Here is a 15986-nt window from a genome sequence, read left to right on the forward strand (position 1 = left end):
CGGACCGACAGATTGGAACTGCCATGTCGAAGATGAACCCCGCGGCGCAGGGCACGCAGGCGCCCGAGTACGAGCTGTGGGAGCCGCTCGACCCGGATGTCGCGGGCGTGTTCCGCGATGTCTCGGCCGACGACCTCGCCTACCGCGATCGCGCCCGCCGCTTCGTGAACGAGGAGGTGCGCCCGGTCATCGCCGGCATCTGGGACCGCGCCGAGTACCCGCTCGATCTCGCGAAGCGCCTCGGCGACCTCGACCTGCTGCGCGACGGCCTCGACGTGCCGGGCTTCCCCGAGCAGAGCCTGCTCGCGGCGAGCCTCACGACGATGGAGCTCGCACGCGGCGACGGCTCGATCGCGACCATCGTCGGCGTGCAGGGCGGCCTCGCCATGCGTTCGATCGCGTACTGCGGCTCGGAGGAGCAGCGGAACCGGTGGCTGGAGCCCCTCGCCCGCGGCACCGAGTTCGGCGCGTTCGCCCTCACCGAGCCCACGCACGGCTCGGACTCCGTGAGCCTCGAGACCCGCGCCGAGAGCGTCGACGGCGGGTACCTCATCAACGGCCACAAGAAGTGGATCGGCTCGGGCAACATCGGCTCGGTCTCGGTCGTGTGGGCGCGCGGCGACGACGGCCAGGTGCAGGGATTCCTCGTACCCCAGGACACCCCGGGGTACCGGGCCTCGACCATCGAGGGGAAGGTGTCGCTGCGCGCCATCTGGCAGACCGACATCGAGTTCGACGATGTGCGGCTGCCCGAGAGCGCGAGGATGCCCGGCGCCCGCTCGTTCAAGGACACCGGCCGCGTGCTGCAGGCGACGCGCCTCGGCGTGGCGTGGGCGGCGCTCGGCCAGGCGACCGCCGTCTACGAGACCGCGGTGCACTACGCGAAGCAGCGCATCCAATTCGGCCGCCCTCTCGCGGCGTCGCAGATCGTGCAGGCCCGTCTCTCGGAGATGCTCTCGCAGCTGACCTCGCTGCAGACACTGCTCATGCAGCTCACGCGCGCGGAGGAGCGGGGCGAGCTCACGGGCCCGGGCGCCTCGCTCGGCAAGTACACGGCGACCCGCACGGCGCGCGACATGGCCCGCAACGCCCGCGATCTGCTCGGCGGCAACGGCATCCTGCTCGAGAACCGGGTCGCCCGCCATTTCGCCGATATCGAGGCGCTGCACACCTACGAGGGCACCGAGACCGTGCAGGCACTCATCATCGGCCGCGAGATCACGGGCATGTCGGCCTTCGTGTGACGCGGTGAACGCGCCGGGAGCTCCGGCGCACGGCGATCCCTGGTCGCAAGAGCAAGGCCGGGGCAGGCGCTCTCCGTTGCGGAAGCGCCCGCCCCGGCCTTGCTCATGCCGGCTCGAGGAGCGCGTCGCCTACTGGTGCAGCGCGTCCTCGCCCGTGCCGGGAAGCTCGATCGCGGCCGTGAGCGGCCGGCCTTCGCGGGTTAGGCGGCGCTTCGTGAACTGCCACATGATCGCGATCACGACGAACCAGATCGGCGTGAAGAGCAGCGGCAGGCGCGTGTCCTCGGCGAGGCCGAGCGTCACGAGGATGAACGCGAAGAAGGCGAGGATCAGCCAGGGGAACACCTTCGGCAGCGGCATCTTGAACTTCGACGCCTCGTGGCGGTCGGGGTGCTTGCGCTGGTACTGGATGTAGCTGATGACGATCATGCTCCAGATGAAGAGGATGAAGGTCGAAGCGACCGAGGTCACGAAGGTGAACGCCTCGATGACGCTGTCGCCGAGCAGCAGGATCGGCACCGCCGAGAACAGGAACACGGCCGAGAAGAAGACCGCGCGCTTCGGCACGCCGCGGCTATCGGTGAGCGCGAAGCCGCCGGGGGCGTGCCCGTCGTGGGCGAGCGCGTGCATCATGCGGGTGCCCGAGTAGAAGCCCGAGTTCGCGCTCGAGGCCGCCGAGGTGAGCACGACGAGGTTGATCGCGAACGCGGCGGCGCCGAAGCCGGCGAGGGCGAGGGTCGTCACGAAGGGGCTGTCGGCCGGGTCGAGATCCTTCCACGGCGTGATCGCCATGATGACCGTGAGCGCGCCGATGTAGAAGATGAGCACGCGCACGACGATCGAGTTGATCGCGCGGGGCAGGTTGCGGTGCGGGTCGGCGGTCTCGGCCGCGGCGGTGCCGACGAGCTCGACGCCGATGAAGGAGAAGATGCCGAGCTGGAAGCCGAGCAGGAAGCCGCTCGCGCCGAACGGGAACATGCCGCCGTCGTCCCAGAGGTGGGCGAGCGAGGCCTGGGTACCGGTGTCGGGGTTCTCGAAGCCGATCACGAGCAGCACGACGCCGGTCGCGATGAGCGCGAGGATCGCGACGATCTTGATGATCGCGAACCAGAACTCGAACTCGCCGAAGAACTTCACCGGCTGCAGGTTCAGGATCGTGAGCACGACCGCCGTGATGAGTGCGGGCAACCACGGCGGGATCGACGCGTTGATGTACGAGACGTAGCTCGTGATCGCGATGATGTCGGCGATGCAGATGACGACCCAGGTGATCCAGTACGTCCAGGAGACGACGTACCCGGCCCACGGGCCGATGAGATCCTTCGCGATGTCGCCGAAGGTCTTGTAGTTGAGGTTCGAGAGCAGCAGCTCGCCGAGCGCCCGCATGAGGAAGAACATCATGCAGCCGATGACCGCGTAGATGAAGAGGACGGACGGGCCGGTCAGGCTGATGACCTTGCCCGAGCCGAGGAAGAGGCCGGTGCCGATCGCGCCGCCGATGGCGATCAGCTGCAGGTGGCGGTTCGAGAGGCCGCGGACGAGGGCCTCGCCCTGACCGGTGCTCGATGCGGTCGTGGTTTCCGACAAGATGCGGACACTCCTTTGTGGGAATAGGAATAGATGCGTCGAGACGGGTGGGCTCGACATGCGCTTCGCGCCACGCGTGAGTGGCGAAGGTTCGGGTTGATTGTAGGTGCTCTTTCGTGATATCGCGAGTCCGGAGCAAGAATTTCCGTAGATAATTCGTGGAAACCGGTCTCTCGCCTGCGACCGGTCGCAGCCGAAGTAGGCTCGGCGCATGAATAGCGAATCGACTTCGGTGCAGCTTCAGACGCCCCTCGAGCAGCTCGAGTTCACCGTGTTCGGCTTCATGGCGAAGCCGCCGGCCGAGGTGTACGAGGCGGTCGCCGCACCCGAGGCGCTGAGCAGCTACTTCACGACGGGCGGTGCGGTCGGCCGCATCGAGGCCGGGGCGACGGTGCAGTGGGACTTCGCGGATTTCCCCGGCGCCTTCCCGGTCGAGGTGCTCGAAGCGCGGGCCCCCGAGCGCGTCCTGCTGCGCTGGGGCGGCGATCCGCAGGCGACGGTCGATGCGCGCGGCACCGAGGTCGAGTTCGTGTTCCGGGCGGTCGACGACGGGGCCCGCACCGAGGTGCGCATCACCGAGCGGGCGTGGCGGCCCACCGTCGAGGGCGCCCAGAGCGCATTCGGCAACTGCATGGGGTGGACCGGCATGCTCGCGGCGATGAAGGCCCGTCTCGAATACGGCATCGACCTGCGCGACGGCTTCTACCGCTAGAGGGTCCGAGAACGCTCGCGGCGGCGGTCCCTCAGCAGATAGGCGATGGCCGCGACTGCGGCGACGGCGAGCATGGATACCGCGAGCGCGCCGTCGCTGAACTCCAAGAACGCCGTCAGCGCGGGGTGCGCGTCTCGTGTCGCGGCGTCGAACGCCCACCAGCCGTCCTGGCTCTTCGCCGTGGTCATCGATTGCCGGCGCTCGCCTCCGAGCCGCTCTGCCAGAGCCGGCCGTACGAGCGCGTTCATGAGGATCGCGATCGACAGCGGGGCCGCGATGCAGAGCACGAACGACAGCGGACGGGTCGAAGGGCTGCGGCTCACACCGGGAGTGTAGTCCTCACCGCGCAGTTCCTGGAAGAAGTCGTCGATCAGCGGCGGGACCGCGCCAATGCTCGGGCGGAAATCGCGGGTGCGGTGGTAGGCTGGCCCTGCGGGCATCTGTCCGCATCAACGATGAACCGAGTACGTCGGTCGGCGGGCTGGTCTTCGGTGGTGGGTTCCTCTTCGCAAGATGGTCGGCGCAGAGTGGCCGAACTACTGAACATCAGCGTCCGGGTCGCACGCAGCACCCTACGGGGCTCGGAGCTGCCGCCGCACGTGCTCACTGCTACCAGAAGGAGATCCCGTGGAGGGTCCTGAGATCAAGTCAGCCGAAGCCGTTCTCGATAACGGCCGTTTCGGCAAGCGCACCGTTCGTTTCGAGACCGGCCGCCTCGCGCAGCAGGCCCAGGGCGCAGTCGCCGCCTACCTCGGCGAAGACACCATGCTGCTCTCGGCGACGAGCGCGTCGAAGCATCCGAAGGATCACTTCGACTTCTTCCCGCTGACCGTCGACGTCGAGGAGCGCTCGTACGCCGCCGGCAAGATCCCCGGCTCGTTCTTCCGCCGCGAGGGTCGCCCCTCGACCGAGGCCATCCTCGTGTGCCGCCTGATCGACCGTCCGCTGCGCCCGTCGTTCGTCGACGGCCTCCGCAACGAGGTGCAGATCGTCATCACCGTGCTGTCGATCGCCCCGGGCGAATACTACGACGCCCTCGCGATCAACGCCGCGTCGGCTTCGACCCAGATCTCGGGCCTGCCCTTCTCGGGCCCCATCGCCGGTGTGCGCCTCGCGCTCATCCCGGGCCACGGCGAGCACGCCGACCAGTGGGTCGCGTTCCCGACCGCCGAGCAGGTCTCCGAGGCCGTCTTCGACCTCATGGTCGCCGGTCGCGTCGTGACCCAGGCGGACGGCACGGAGGACGTCGCCATCATGATGGTCGAGGCGGAAGCGACCGAGGGTTCGTGGAACCTCATCAAGGCAGGTGCCGTCAAGCCCGACGAGGCGATCGTCGCGCAGGGTCTCGAGGCCGCGAAGCCGTTCCTCGCGCAGCTCGTGAAGGCGCAGGAGCAGATGGCGTCGCAGTCGGCCAAGGAGGTGCAGGACTACCCCGTATTCCTGCCGTTCACCGACGAGACCTACGCGGCCGTCGCCGCTCTCGCCGAGAGCGAGCTCGCCGGCATCTACCAGATCGCCGACAAGCAGGAGCGTCAGGACGCCGACGATGCGCTGAAGGCGCGCGTCAAGGAGGCCGTCGCCGCCAAGATCGAGGCGGGCGAGCTCGACGCTTCGGCCGAGGGCCAGGTCTCGGCCGCCTACAAGGCCGTCACCAAGAAGATCGTACGCGGCCGTATCCTCTCGGAGGGCGCCCGCATCGACGGCCGCGGCCTGCGCGACGTGCGTGCGCTCGAAGCCGAGGTCGAGGTCATCCCTCGCGTCCACGGCTCCGCCATCTTCCAGCGCGGCGAGACCCAGATCATGGGCGTCTCCACGCTGAACATGCTGAAGATGGAGCAGCAGATCGATTCGCTGTCGCCCACGACGTCGAAGCGCTACATGCACCACTACAACTTCCCGCCGTACTCGACCGGTGAGACCGGTCGCGTGGGCAGCCCGAAGCGCCGCGAGATCGGCCACGGCTTCCTCGCCGAGCGCGCGCTCGTTCCGGTCCTCCCTGCCCGCGACGAGTTCCCCTACGCCATCCGCCAGGTCTCCGAGGCGCTCGGTTCGAACGGCTCGACCTCGATGGGTTCGGTCTGCGCGTCGACGCTGTCCCTGCTCAACGCCGGTGTGCCGCTGCGCGCACCCGTCGCGGGCATCGCGATGGGCCTCGTCTCCGACCAGATCGACGGCGAGACCCGCTACGCGACCCTCACCGACATCCTCGGTGCGGAGGACGCGCTCGGCGACATGGACTTCAAGGTCGCAGGCACCTCGGAGTTCGTGACCGCGCTGCAGCTCGACACCAAGCTCGACGGCATCCCCTCCGACGTGCTCGCGGGCGCGCTCTCGCAGGCGAAGGAGGCGCGCACCATGATCCTCGGCGTCATGAACGACGCCATCGACGCGCCCGACGAGATGGCCGCGACCGCGCCGCGCGTCATCACCGTGCAGATCCCGGTCTCGAAGATCGGCGAGCTCATCGGCCCCAAGGGCAAGACGATCAACGGCATCCAGGACGAGACCGGTGCCGACATCTCGATCGACGACGACGGCACCGTGTACATCGGCGCGGTCGACGGCCCCTCGGCCGAGGCCGCTCGTGCCCAGGTCAACGCGATCGCGAACCCGCAGAACCCCGAGGTCGGCGAGCAGTACCTCGGCACCGTCGTGAAGAACGCCGCCTTCGGCGCCTTCGTGTCGCTGCTGCCGGGCAAGGACGGCCTGCTGCACATCTCCGAGGTGCGCAAGCTCGTCGGCGGCAAGCGCATCGAGTCGGTCGACGAGGTGCTCTCGATCGGCCAGAAGGTTCTCGTGAAGATCACGAAGGTCGACGATCGCGGCAAGCTCTCGCTCGAGCCCGTGCTCGAGGAGCAGGCCGAAGAGGCGGCGGAAGAGGCTCCCGCCGAGGCGGCCGAGTAACCCTCACCCGCTGAGCAGAACGCCCGGCACCCTCCGGTGCGGCGGGCGTTCTGCATTCTCGCCGGCCCGCTGAACGGCGACCTCCCGCGCGGCTCTCCTCGCGTTCGGTGTCGCGTGCCCGATCTGGTGCGTTATCCGCGACTGATACTGCACTATTTCGCGCATTCGCGGCCCCGGGGCGGGGCGGGGCGCGGTGGAGCGGGGGCGTGGCGGGGCAGGTGGGGCGCAGGGGGAGGCGCCGTGCGGGCACGAGAAAGGCCCTGTCCCGGAAACGGGGCAGGGCCTTTCTCAGAGTGCGATGGGAGCGGGATCAGCGCTCGCGGTTCGGCAGCCAGTTGAAGGCGAGCCAGAAGCCGATCACGTCGGCGGCGAGGCCGCCCGCGAAGAGCCAGATGCCGGGGCCGTCGCCGTAGCTGAAGGCGGAGCCCATCAGGTAGAAACCGCCGAAGACGAGAATCACCGAGGCCAGCAGGGCGAACACGGTGGAAGCCGCCATGCGCGGGCGGGGGGAGGGAGCGAACACGGCGTCGGGCTGGGCCTGACCGGCGGGTGCGGACTCGGAATTCGACATGCAGATGGCCTCGCAAATCACGAACGGATCAAATACCCCTCCAGTATAGGCGAAAGGGCGGTGCTCGGAGAGAACTCGGGGCGGTCGGAGGATAGGCTGGGACGATGCGCGACCCGATTCTGCTGCCCCTCGACCGCCCCGAGATCTCGGCCGATCTGGGCGGCGGGTGCATGCGCCGCACCGTTCATCCGAGCGGTCTGCGCGTGCTGACCGAGCGGATGCCCTCGGCCCGCAGCGCCTCGATCGGCTTCTGGGTCGGCGTCGGCTCGCGCGACGAGCAGGGCGAGCGGGGAGACGCGCCGGGCAGCCTCGGGTCGACCCACTTCCTCGAGCATCTGCTGTTCAAGGGCACGCCGTCGCGCGACGCCTACAGCATCGCGACCAGCTTCGATCGTCTGGGCGCCGAGCACAACGCGCTCACCGCCAAGGAGTACACCTGCTACTACGCGAAGGTGCGCGACGAAGATCTCGATGTCGCAGTGACCGTGCTCACCGACATGGTGACGAACTCGCTGCTCGACGCCGGCGAGTTCGAGACCGAGCGGGGCGTGATCCTCGAAGAGCTCGCGATGGCGGCCGACGATCTCGCCGACGTCGCGAGCGAGCAGTTCTTCGAGGAGGTGCTGCTGGACCACCCGCTCGGGCGCCCGATCGGCGGCCACCCCGAGACGATCCGCGGGGCGCGGCGCGACGACGTCGAGCGGCACTACCGGGACCGCTACGATCCCTCGACCCTCGTGATCACGGCAGCGGGGGCCGTCGACCACGACCGCCTCGTCGAGCAGGTCGTCGCGGCGCTCGATCTGTCGCCCGAGGAGCGCTGGCACACCGGGCGCGCCGCAGCTCCGGTGCGCCGCGATCAGCTCGGGGCCTCGGCTCTGATCGCGGAACCGGCGATGCGGCCCGCAGACGGCCTCGGCGCGGTCAGGGTCACCGAGCGGCCATCCGAACAGCTCAACCTCCTGATGGGCACCGAGGGGTTCACCTCGACCGATCCGCGCAGATTCGCGTTCGGTCTCATGAACTCGGTGCTCGGCGGCGGCATGTCGAGCCGGCTCTTCCAGGAGATCCGCGAGAAGCGGGGCCTCGCCTACACCGCCTACTCGTTCGGCGCGAGCTACTCGGATGCGGGGGTCTTCGGCATGTATGCGGGCAGCGCGCCCGAGAAGGCGGCCGACGTCATCGAGCTCAGCCGCGCCGAGCTGCAGCGCATCGCCGACGCGGGCATCGAGGAGGAGGAGCGCGAGCGGGCGCTCGGTCAGATCGCCGGCTCTTCGGCGCTCGCGCTCGAGGATTCGGATACGCGCATGGGGCGCCTGGGGCGCGCCGAGCTGGGCAGCGGCGAGCTCTACGACCTCGACGCCACGCTCGAACGCTTCGCCGAGGTGACGATCGAGCAGGTGCGCGCGGTCGCGGCCGAGCTCGTGTCGCGCCCGTTCACGACGGTCGCCGTCGGCGATGTGTCGCGCTCGACGCTGCGAGTATCCTGAAGCCATGACTGCAACCATCGCCGTTTCGGGCGCAACCGGCCGTCTGGGAAGGCTCATCTGCGAGGTGGTCGACTCCCACCCCGAGTTCGAGCTCGCGGCCCGGCTCGACAGCCGCTCCGGGTCAGAGGAGGGCGCGCAGGCCGACGTGCTCATCGATGTCACCCGGCCCGACGTCTCGCCGGCCATCGTCGAGCGCGCGCTGTCGCGCGGCCAGCGCGTCATCGTCGGCACGAGCGGCTACTCCGCCGAACAGCTGGAGGCGCTGCGCGAGCGGATCGGCGCGCTGCCCGGCGCAGCCGCCGTCGTGGTGCCGAACTTCTCGCTCGGGTCGGTGCTCGGCACGGCCCTCGCCCGTATCGCCGCGCCCTATTTCGACGCCGTCGAGATCGTCGAGGCGCATCACCCGCAGAAGATCGATTCGCCGTCGGGCACCGCGGTGCGCACGGCCGAGATCATCGCCGAGGCGCGAGGCGGCCGTGCCGTCGACGCGCCGTTCGCCGAGCAGCCCGCCCGCGGCGAGCTCATCGCCGGCGTGCCCGTGCACAGCCTGCGCCTCGCGGGCGTCGTCGCGAAGCAGGAGGTGCGCTTCGGCGGCCCCGGCGAAGTGCTCACGGTGACGCACGACACGCATTCGAACGAGGCGTACCGCGCCGGCATCGTCGTCGCGCTCGAGGCGATCATGGGGCTGGAGGGGCTGACGGTCGGGCTCGATCGGCTGCTCGGCATCGGCTCGGGCTCCGAGGCCGCCGGAGGCGCCGCTTGACCCCGCGCACCCGCTCCCAGATCGGCGTGCTGATCATGAGCGCCATGCTCGTGCTCTACTTCGCGTTCGCGGGGCTGCGCGGCATCGCGCTGCTCGCCTCGGGGACGCCGGTCGCGGTCGCCATGGGAGCCGCCATGCTCGTGCTGCCCCTCATCGGCGCCTGGGCGCTGCTGCGCGAACTGCGCTTCGGACGCGACGCGACGCGGCTCGCGGATCGGCTCGACGAGCTCGGGCAGCTGCCCGACGACGCGGTCGAGACGCTGCCGTCGGGTCGACCGACGCGCGACGCCGCCGACGCCGTCTTCCCGAAGTACCGCGCAGAGGTCGAGGCCGCGCCGAAGTCGTGGGCGGCCTGGATGCGGCTCGGCATGGTCTACGACGCGGCCGGTGATCGGAAGCGCGCGCGGGAGGCGGTGCGGAAAGCCATCGGTCTCGAACGTGATGGAATCCGTCGTTGAAGCTGCATAAATTGCGGATTTCGTCGCTATCCGCTTAGAATCGTGCGAGATCCCGAAGGCCTACCCGGCCTGTCGGAGTGGAACAGCGGGCGCACGCGCCGCGCGAAGAAGCGAGTGAAGGACGACCCGATGTCCAAGTACGACATGAACGCCGCCGCACCCGAGACGCGAACCCTCGACTCGGTGTCCGGCATCAGCAAGAAGGGGCTCGAATCGGGGACCGTCGGCGTGCTCGGCGCGCTCGTCATCGGCCTCTCGGTGTGCGCCCCGGCCTACACCCTGACCTCGGCTGTCGGCCCCGCCGCGAGCGAGGTCGGCTATCAGACCCCCGCCATCTTCCTCGTGGGCTTCCTGCCCATGCTGCTCGTCGCGATCGGCTACCGCGCCCTGAACAGCGCGATGCCCGACTCGGGCACCTCGTTCACCTGGGCATCGCGCGCCTTCGGCCCCTGGATCGGCTGGATGGCCGGCTGGGGCCTCATCGCGGCCACCGTGCTCGTGCTGTCGAACCTCGCGGGCATCGCGGTCGAGTTCCTGTTCCAGTCGATCGCCATCGTCGCGGACGATCCGTCGATCGCGGATATCGCGGGCAATCGCTTCATCAATATCCTCGTCTGCCTCGGATTCATGGCGATGGCGACGGTCATCTCGTACCGCGGCATGACTTCGACGAAGATCTTCCAGTACATCACCGTCGTCTTCCAGGTGGCCGTGCTCGTCTGGTTCATCATCGCGATGTTCATCGGCGCCGCCGACCCCGCGAACGCCGAGGGCCGTATGCCCGAGCTGTCGTGGTTCAACCCGCTCGAGGTGTCGAGCTTCAGCGCCTTCGCCGCCGGCATCGCCGTGTCGATCTTCGTCTACTGGGGCTGGGACACCGTGCTCACCATGGGCGAGGAGACCAAGAAGTCCAAGGGCCGCATGTCGACCGAGAGCAAGGCCGCGATGATCCTCGTGGTCATCCTCGTCGTCATGTACGTCGGCACCGCCGCCGCCACGGTCGCCTACGCCGGCATCGGCGACGGCCCGACCGGCCTCGGCAACTCCGCGATCGCCGAGAACGTCTTCGCAGCGCTCGCGCACCCCGTCATGGGCCCCGCCGCGATCCTGCTCTCCCTCGCGATCCTGGTCTCGGCGATGGCCTCGATCAACTCGACCGCGATCTCGCCTGCGCGCACTCTGCTCGCGATGTCGCACTACGGCGCCCTGCCGCAGTCGATCAAGCGCATCCATCCGAAGTACAAGTCGCCCTACGTCGCCCTGCTGTGGTCGTCGATCGTCGCGTCCGTGTTCTACGCGATCATGCGCTTCCTCAGCGAGGACGTGCTCTGGGACACCATCACCGCGCTCGGCATGATGGTCTGCTTCTACTACGGCATCACGGCCCTCGCGAGCACCTGGTACTTCCGCAAGTCGGCCGTGCGCGAGGGTGCGGGCGCGCTCTTCTCGAAGGTCGTGCTGCCCGGCCTCGGCGGCGTGCTGCTGCTCGTCGTGTTCGTCCAGACCACCATCGACAGCATGGATCCGGAGTTCGGCTCCGGCAGCAGCATCGCGGGCGTCGGCCTCGTCGGCATCATCGGCGTCGTCGTACTGGGCCTCGGTGTCGTGCTCATGCTCATCCAGGCGCGCGTCGCCCCCGACTTCTTCCAGGGGCGCATCCTCGGCAAGGCCGACGCCACGAGCGACACGTCGGTGATGGACGTCTTCGACGATGGGCTCAGCGGCTAAGGACGAAGCATCGCCGCGCGCCGCTCGACCCGCCGAGCGCGCCCTCGCGCTCGGCGGGTCGGGCATTCGGCCATCAGCGGCCGGGAGCGAACAGCGGATCCGCGTCGCGCCTCCCGCGGTAGTCTGGTACCCATGACTGCTCAGGCGATCCCGACCCCGTACGAAGACCTGCTGCGAGAGATCCACGAGCACGGCACGCCGAAGAGCGACCGCACCGGTACGGGCACCCGCAGCCTGTTCGGCAAGCAGATCCGCTTCGATCTCGCGGAGTCGTTCCCGCTGATCACCACGAAGCGCGTGCACTTCAAGTCGGTCGCGATCGAGCTGCTGTGGTTCCTGCGCGGCGAGAGCAACACGGCGTTCCTGAAGGAGCACGACGTCACTATCTGGGACGAGTGGGCCGATGAGAACGGCGATCTCGGCCCGGTGTACGGCGTGCAGTGGCGGTCGTGGCCGGCTCCGGGCGGCGAGCACATCGATCAGATCGCCCAGGTGATCGAGCAGCTGCGGCAGAACCCCGATTCGCGCCGCATCATCGTCTCCGCCTGGAACGTCGCGGAGCTGGACGAGATGGCGCTCATGCCGTGCCACGCGTTCTTCCAGTTCTACGTCGCCGACGGCAAGCTGTCGTGCCAGCTCTACCAGCGCTCGGCCGATATGTTCCTCGGCGTGCCGTTCAACATCGCGAGCTACGCGCTGCTGACGCTGATGGTCGCGCAGCAGACCGGTCTCGAGCCGGGCGAGTTCATCTGGACCGGCGGCGACTGCCACATCTACGACAACCACGTCGAGCAGGTCGAGAAGCAGCTCGCCAGGGATCCGTACCCCTACCCGCGCATCGCCGTGCGCAAGGCGGATTCGATCTTCGACTACACGCTCGAGGACTTCGAGCTCATCGACTACGTGCACCACCCGGGCATCAAGGCCCCCGTCGCGGTCTGAGAGCGGCCCCGCCTCGGGTAGCGTGGAAGCCGATCGGAGGAATCCATGCGACTGGGAATGATCTGGGCCGAGGCCCGCGACGGCGCGATCGGTCGTGACGGCGATATGCCGTGGCATCTTCCCGAGGACCTCGCGCACTTCAAGCGCGTCACGAACGGCGCGCCCGTGATCATGGGGCGCCGCACCTGGGAATCGCTGCCCGAGCGGTTCCGGCCGCTGCCGGGGCGCGAGAACATCGTCGTCACGCGCGATGCCGGCTACGCTGCCGACGGGGCGAGCATCGCGGCATCGGTGGACGACGCGCTGGCGCTCGCGGCCGATGCGCCGACGGCCTGGATCATGGGCGGCGGGCAGCTGTACCGCGCCGCCGAACCGGTCGCCGACGAGCTCGTGGTGACGCGCATCGACCTCGACGTGCGGGAGGCCGACACGTTCGCGCCCGAGATCGGGCCCGCGTGGCGCCTGGTCGAGCCGGGGGAGCGCCTCGTCGCGCAGAACGGGCTGGGCTACCGGTTCGAACGCTGGCAGCGCCGCGCCTGACCGGTTCCGGGCGCCCGCTTCGCCCGATCGAAGCCTCGAATACGACGGGAAGTCGAGAGACGACGCGCACGTCGATCCGGGGTCGGCGCTCGCTTGCGGGCGCGAACCGGGGGAGATGCGTGTTCGTGAAGCGGGTGCGCGCGGCGACCCCCGGCGTGGGGCTCGGGCCGGTGATCCCCCGCGCGATCGTGCCGGCGCACGGGGGATCCCTGCCGTTCGAGAGCGAGCCGGGGGTCGGAACCGAGTTCGGCGTCGTCGTGCCCGGCGGCGACCCGAATGCCGTCCCCAGCGCACTTCCGGTACCCTAGACGAGTGGCACAGGTAGAGAATCCCTTCGGTCAAGTACTCGTCGCGCTCGTCACGCCTTTCCAGGCGGACGGCGAAGTCGATTGGAATGCCGTCGAGAAGCACGTCGACGATTGCATCGTCAGCGGCGCGGACGGCATTGTGGTCACCGGCACGACCGGTGAGACCTCGACCCTCACCGACCCCGAGAAGCTGAAGCTCGTCGAGGTCGCGAAGTCGGTGTCGTCCGGCCGCGCGAAGATCATCACCGGCGGCGGCTCGAACGAGACCGCGCACGCCATCGAGCTCTACCGGGCGAGCGAGAAGGCGGGCGCCGACGGCGTCATGATCGTCACCCCGTACTACAACAAGCCGACCCAGGCGGGCTTGCTCACGCACTTCCGCATGGTCGCCGACGCGACCGACCTGCCGGTCATCCTGTACGACATCCCCGGCCGCACCGGCGTGCCGATCACGTACGAGACCATCCTGCGCCTCGCCAAGCACCCGAACGTGCTCGCCATCAAGGACGCGAAGGGCGACCTCAGCGAAGTCAGCCGCGTGCTCAACCAGACCGACCTCATGTACTTCTGCGGCGACGACGCCGCGGTGCTCCCGGAGCTCGCCATCGGCGCCACCGGGCTCATCGGCGTCACCGCGAACATCGCGGCCGCCCCGTACCGCGCCATGATCGATGCGGTCAACGCGGGCGACCTCGCCACGGCGCGCGCCGCTCACCAGAACCTCGAGCCGCTCGTGCGCGCCGTGATGACGCACGTGCCCGGCACCGTCTCGACCAAGTACATCCTCCACGGCCTCGGCCGCATCGGCAGCCCGCGCGTGCGCCTGCCGCTCGTCGGCCCCGAGGAGTGGGAGGCCGCCATCATCGAAGACGAGCTCGCTCTCGTCACCGACGTCCCCGGCGTCGACTTCTCGAACTTCAGGCCGGACCGTAACGCGGCTGCCGGCGGTGCACTGCCGAAGATCGCAGGCACCACCCGCTAATCCAGCGGCCCCTGAGCCTGACGCAGGGGAGCCCGAATAACGATCCCCTCGACAGGCCCGGGGCTCGGACAAGGAACACATGACGAACCCCCCATACGCCCCGCCCGCGCTCGAAGCCGGAACGCTTCGCATCACCCCGCTCGGCGGGCTCGGCGAGGTCGGCCGCAACATGACGGTCTACGAGATCGACGGCAAGCTGCTGATCGTCGACTGCGGCGTCCTCTTCCCGGAGGTGCAGCACCCCGGCATCGACCTGATCCTGCCCGATATCTCGAAGATCGAGGATCGCCTGGGCGACATCGTCGCGGTCGTGCTCACGCACGGGCACGAGGACCACATCGGCGGCGTGCCGTACCTCCTGAAGATGCGCGAGGACATCCCGCTCATCGGTTCGAAGCTGACCCTCGCGTTCGTGACGGCCAAGCTCAAGGAGCACCGGATCCGCCCCGTGACCCGCGTGGTGGCCGAGGACGAGCGCGTCCAGTACGGCCCGTTCGACCTCGAGTTCGTCGCCGTCAACCACTCGATCCCCGATGCGCTCGCGGTCGCCATCCGCACCGATGCGGGCATGGTCATCGGCACCGGCGACTTCAAGATGGACCAGCTGCCCCTCGACGGCCGCATCACCGACCTGCGCGCGTTCGCGAGGCTGGGCGAGGAGGGCGTGGACCTCTTCATGACCGACTCGACGAACGCCGACGTGCCGGGCTTCACTCCGCTCGAGAAGAACATCGGGCCGGTCATCGAGCAGGTCATCTCGCGCACGACCGGCAAGGTCGTCGTGGCCAGCTTCTCGAGCCATGTGCACCGTGTGCAGCAGGTGCTCGACGCCGCCCAGAAGAACGGCCGCCGCGTCGTGCTGCTCGGCCGCTCGATGGTGCGCAACATGAAGATCGCCGCCGACCTCGGCTACCTCGACGTGCCCGAGGGCGTGCTCGTGGACCTCAAGAAGAGCGGCGACATCCCCGACCACCGCGTCGTCTACATGTCGACCGGTTCGCAGGGCGAGCCGATGGCCGTGCTCAGCCGCATGGTCAATCGCGAGCACCAGATCGAGGTCGGCGAGAACGACACCGTGATCCTGGCCTCGAGCCTCATCCCGGGCAACGAGACCTCGGTCTACCGCGTCATCGACGGGCTCATCAAGCTCGGCGCGAACGTCGTGCACAAGGGCAATGCGAAGGTGCACGTCTCGGGCCACGCCGCCGCCGGCGAACTGCTCTACTGCTACAACATCGTGCGCCCGAAGAACGTCATGCCGATCCACGGCGAGTACCGCATGCTCGTCGCTAACGCCGCACTCGCGATCGAGACCGGCGTGCCGCAGAACCGCACCGTCATCGCCGAGAACGGCACCGTCGTCGACCTCGTCGACGGCGTCGCGCGCCCGGTCGGCCAGCTCGACACGGAGTTCATCTACGTCGACGGCAAGAGCGTCGGCCGCGTCACGGACGACGACCTGCGCGACCGCCGTACGCTCGCCGAAGAGGGCTTCATCTCGGTCATCACCGTCGTCGAGCCCACGACCGCGCACATCGTGTCGGGCCCCGACATCCACGCCAAGGGCGTCGCCGAAGATCGCCAGGTCTACGAGAAGATCAAGCCGCAGATCGCGGACGCCCTCGAAGCGGCGATGCGCGACGGCGTCACCGATCACAAGCAGCTGCAGCAGATCGTGCGACGCACGATCGGACGCTGGGTGGGCACGAAGCTGCGCCGCAAGGCCATGATCGTCCCCGTCGTGGTGGTGGTGTAGG

Annotated in this window: 15 protein-coding genes; 12 read left to right on the forward strand and 3 right to left on the reverse strand. The window is 68.9% G+C overall.

Annotated features, from left to right (window positions below):
* The first annotated feature begins 23 nt into the window (after nucleotides 1-23).
* Nucleotides 24-1244, forward strand: coding sequence for an acyl-CoA dehydrogenase family protein (locus NHL51_RS06495; protein WP_434142569.1), 1221 nt, complete (start codon nucleotides 24-26; stop codon nucleotides 1242-1244).
* Nucleotides 1245-1373: 129 nt separating this feature from the next.
* On the opposite strand, the gene NHL51_RS06500 is transcribed toward NHL51_RS06495, so the two are convergent.
* On the reverse strand, nucleotides 1374-2834 hold the full coding sequence (locus NHL51_RS06500; RefSeq protein WP_434142779.1) for an amino acid permease: 1461 nt from the start codon (nucleotides 2832-2834) through the stop codon (nucleotides 1374-1376).
* A gap of 208 nt (nucleotides 2835-3042) precedes the next feature.
* Here NHL51_RS06500 and NHL51_RS06505 point away from each other — a divergent pair, with 208 nt between their 5' ends.
* The gene (locus NHL51_RS06505) at nucleotides 3043-3543 is read left to right on the forward strand and encodes an SRPBCC domain-containing protein (protein WP_434142570.1); all 501 of its coding nucleotides are present in this window, start codon (nucleotides 3043-3045) and stop codon (nucleotides 3541-3543) included.
* On the opposite strand, the gene NHL51_RS06510 is transcribed toward NHL51_RS06505, so the two are convergent.
* Nucleotides 3540-3983 (reverse strand): hypothetical protein, encoded by a 444-nt coding sequence (locus NHL51_RS06510; protein WP_434142572.1) that lies wholly within the window; start codon nucleotides 3981-3983, stop codon nucleotides 3540-3542. The two genes, NHL51_RS06505 and NHL51_RS06510, sit on opposite strands and share 4 nt — an antisense overlap.
* A 187-nt stretch (nucleotides 3984-4170) precedes the next feature.
* On the opposite strand from NHL51_RS06510, the gene NHL51_RS06515 reads away from it, so the two are divergent.
* Nucleotides 4171-6447 (forward strand): polyribonucleotide nucleotidyltransferase, encoded by a 2277-nt coding sequence (locus NHL51_RS06515; RefSeq protein ID WP_434142574.1) that lies wholly within the window; start codon nucleotides 4171-4173, stop codon nucleotides 6445-6447.
* 310 nt (nucleotides 6448-6757) lie between these two features.
* On the opposite strand, the gene NHL51_RS06520 is transcribed toward NHL51_RS06515, so the two are convergent.
* Nucleotides 6758-7018, reverse strand: a complete 261-nt coding sequence (locus tag NHL51_RS06520; RefSeq protein WP_434142576.1) for a hypothetical protein — start codon at nucleotides 7016-7018, stop codon at nucleotides 6758-6760.
* A 104-nt stretch (nucleotides 7019-7122) separates the two neighbouring features.
* Between NHL51_RS06520 and NHL51_RS06525 the strand changes: the two genes are divergently transcribed.
* The 9 genes from NHL51_RS06525 to NHL51_RS06565 all read left to right on the forward strand — a co-directional run bounded on the left by NHL51_RS06525 (nucleotide 7123) and on the right by NHL51_RS06565 (nucleotide 15985).
* Complete coding sequence (locus NHL51_RS06525) at nucleotides 7123-8508, forward strand: M16 family metallopeptidase (protein ID WP_434142578.1); 1386 nt, start codon at nucleotides 7123-7125, stop codon at nucleotides 8506-8508.
* 4 nt (nucleotides 8509-8512) lie between these two features.
* Nucleotides 8513-9271 (forward strand): 4-hydroxy-tetrahydrodipicolinate reductase, encoded by a 759-nt coding sequence (gene dapB / locus NHL51_RS06530; protein WP_434142580.1) that lies wholly within the window; start codon nucleotides 8513-8515, stop codon nucleotides 9269-9271.
* Entirely contained in the window at nucleotides 9268-9729 is a 462-nt protein-coding gene (locus NHL51_RS06535; RefSeq protein ID WP_434142582.1) for a tetratricopeptide repeat protein, read from the forward strand. Before dapB ends, NHL51_RS06535 begins: the two co-directional genes overlap by 4 nt.
* Before the next feature lie 129 nt (nucleotides 9730-9858).
* On the forward strand, nucleotides 9859-11457 hold the full coding sequence (locus tag NHL51_RS06540; protein ID WP_434142584.1) for an APC family permease: 1599 nt from the start codon (nucleotides 9859-9861) through the stop codon (nucleotides 11455-11457).
* A 132-nt stretch (nucleotides 11458-11589) separates the two neighbouring features.
* Entirely contained in the window at nucleotides 11590-12399 is an 810-nt protein-coding gene (locus tag NHL51_RS06545) for a thymidylate synthase (RefSeq protein WP_434142586.1), read from the forward strand.
* A 45-nt stretch (nucleotides 12400-12444) separates the two neighbouring features.
* Nucleotides 12445-12939, forward strand: a complete 495-nt coding sequence (locus NHL51_RS06550) for a dihydrofolate reductase (protein ID WP_434142588.1) — start codon at nucleotides 12445-12447, stop codon at nucleotides 12937-12939.
* A gap of 119 nt (nucleotides 12940-13058) precedes the next feature.
* The gene (locus NHL51_RS06555; RefSeq protein ID WP_434142590.1) at nucleotides 13059-13247 is read left to right on the forward strand and encodes a hypothetical protein; all 189 of its coding nucleotides are present in this window, start codon (nucleotides 13059-13061) and stop codon (nucleotides 13245-13247) included.
* A complete protein-coding gene (gene dapA / locus NHL51_RS06560; protein WP_434142592.1) occupies nucleotides 13216-14229 on the forward strand; it encodes a 4-hydroxy-tetrahydrodipicolinate synthase in 1014 nt (337 codons plus the stop codon). The genes NHL51_RS06555 and dapA overlap by 32 nt, the downstream gene beginning before the upstream one ends.
* A 79-nt stretch (nucleotides 14230-14308) precedes the next feature.
* On the forward strand, nucleotides 14309-15985 hold the full coding sequence (locus NHL51_RS06565; protein ID WP_434142594.1) for a ribonuclease J: 1677 nt from the start codon (nucleotides 14309-14311) through the stop codon (nucleotides 15983-15985).
* Nucleotide 15986: the final 1 nt, after the last annotated feature.

The organism is Leucobacter sp. gxy201, from assembly GCF_051043335.1.
In the GTDB taxonomy this organism is placed as follows: domain Bacteria; phylum Actinomycetota; class Actinomycetes; order Actinomycetales; family Microbacteriaceae; genus Leucobacter.

Bases quoted from the DNA above. Each gene is read 5' to 3' on its own strand.
- NHL51_RS06510 (WP_434142572.1), bottom strand. From the start codon at position 3,983: ATGCCCGCAGGGCCAGCCTACCACCGCACCCGCGATTTCCGCCCGAGC.
- NHL51_RS06525 (WP_434142578.1), top strand. From the start codon at position 7,123: ATGCGCGACCCGATTCTGCTGCCCCTCGACCGCCCCGAGATCTCGGCC.
- dapB (WP_434142580.1), top strand. From the start codon at position 8,513: ATGACTGCAACCATCGCCGTTTCGGGCGCAACCGGCCGTCTGGGAAGG.
- NHL51_RS06545 (WP_434142586.1), top strand. From the start codon at position 11,590: ATGACTGCTCAGGCGATCCCGACCCCGTACGAAGACCTGCTGCGAGAG.
- NHL51_RS06565 (WP_434142594.1), top strand. From the start codon at position 14,309: ATGACGAACCCCCCATACGCCCCGCCCGCGCTCGAAGCCGGAACGCTT.
- dapA (WP_434142592.1), top strand. From the start codon at position 13,216: ATGCCGTCCCCAGCGCACTTCCGGTACCCTAGACGAGTGGCACAGGTA.
- NHL51_RS06520 (WP_434142576.1), bottom strand. From the start codon at position 7,018: ATGTCGAATTCCGAGTCCGCACCCGCCGGTCAGGCCCAGCCCGACGCC.
- NHL51_RS06495 (WP_434142569.1), top strand. From the start codon at position 24: ATGTCGAAGATGAACCCCGCGGCGCAGGGCACGCAGGCGCCCGAGTAC.
- NHL51_RS06505 (WP_434142570.1), top strand. From the start codon at position 3,043: ATGAATAGCGAATCGACTTCGGTGCAGCTTCAGACGCCCCTCGAGCAG.
- NHL51_RS06540 (WP_434142584.1), top strand. From the start codon at position 9,859: ATGTCCAAGTACGACATGAACGCCGCCGCACCCGAGACGCGAACCCTC.
- NHL51_RS06550 (WP_434142588.1), top strand. From the start codon at position 12,445: ATGCGACTGGGAATGATCTGGGCCGAGGCCCGCGACGGCGCGATCGGT.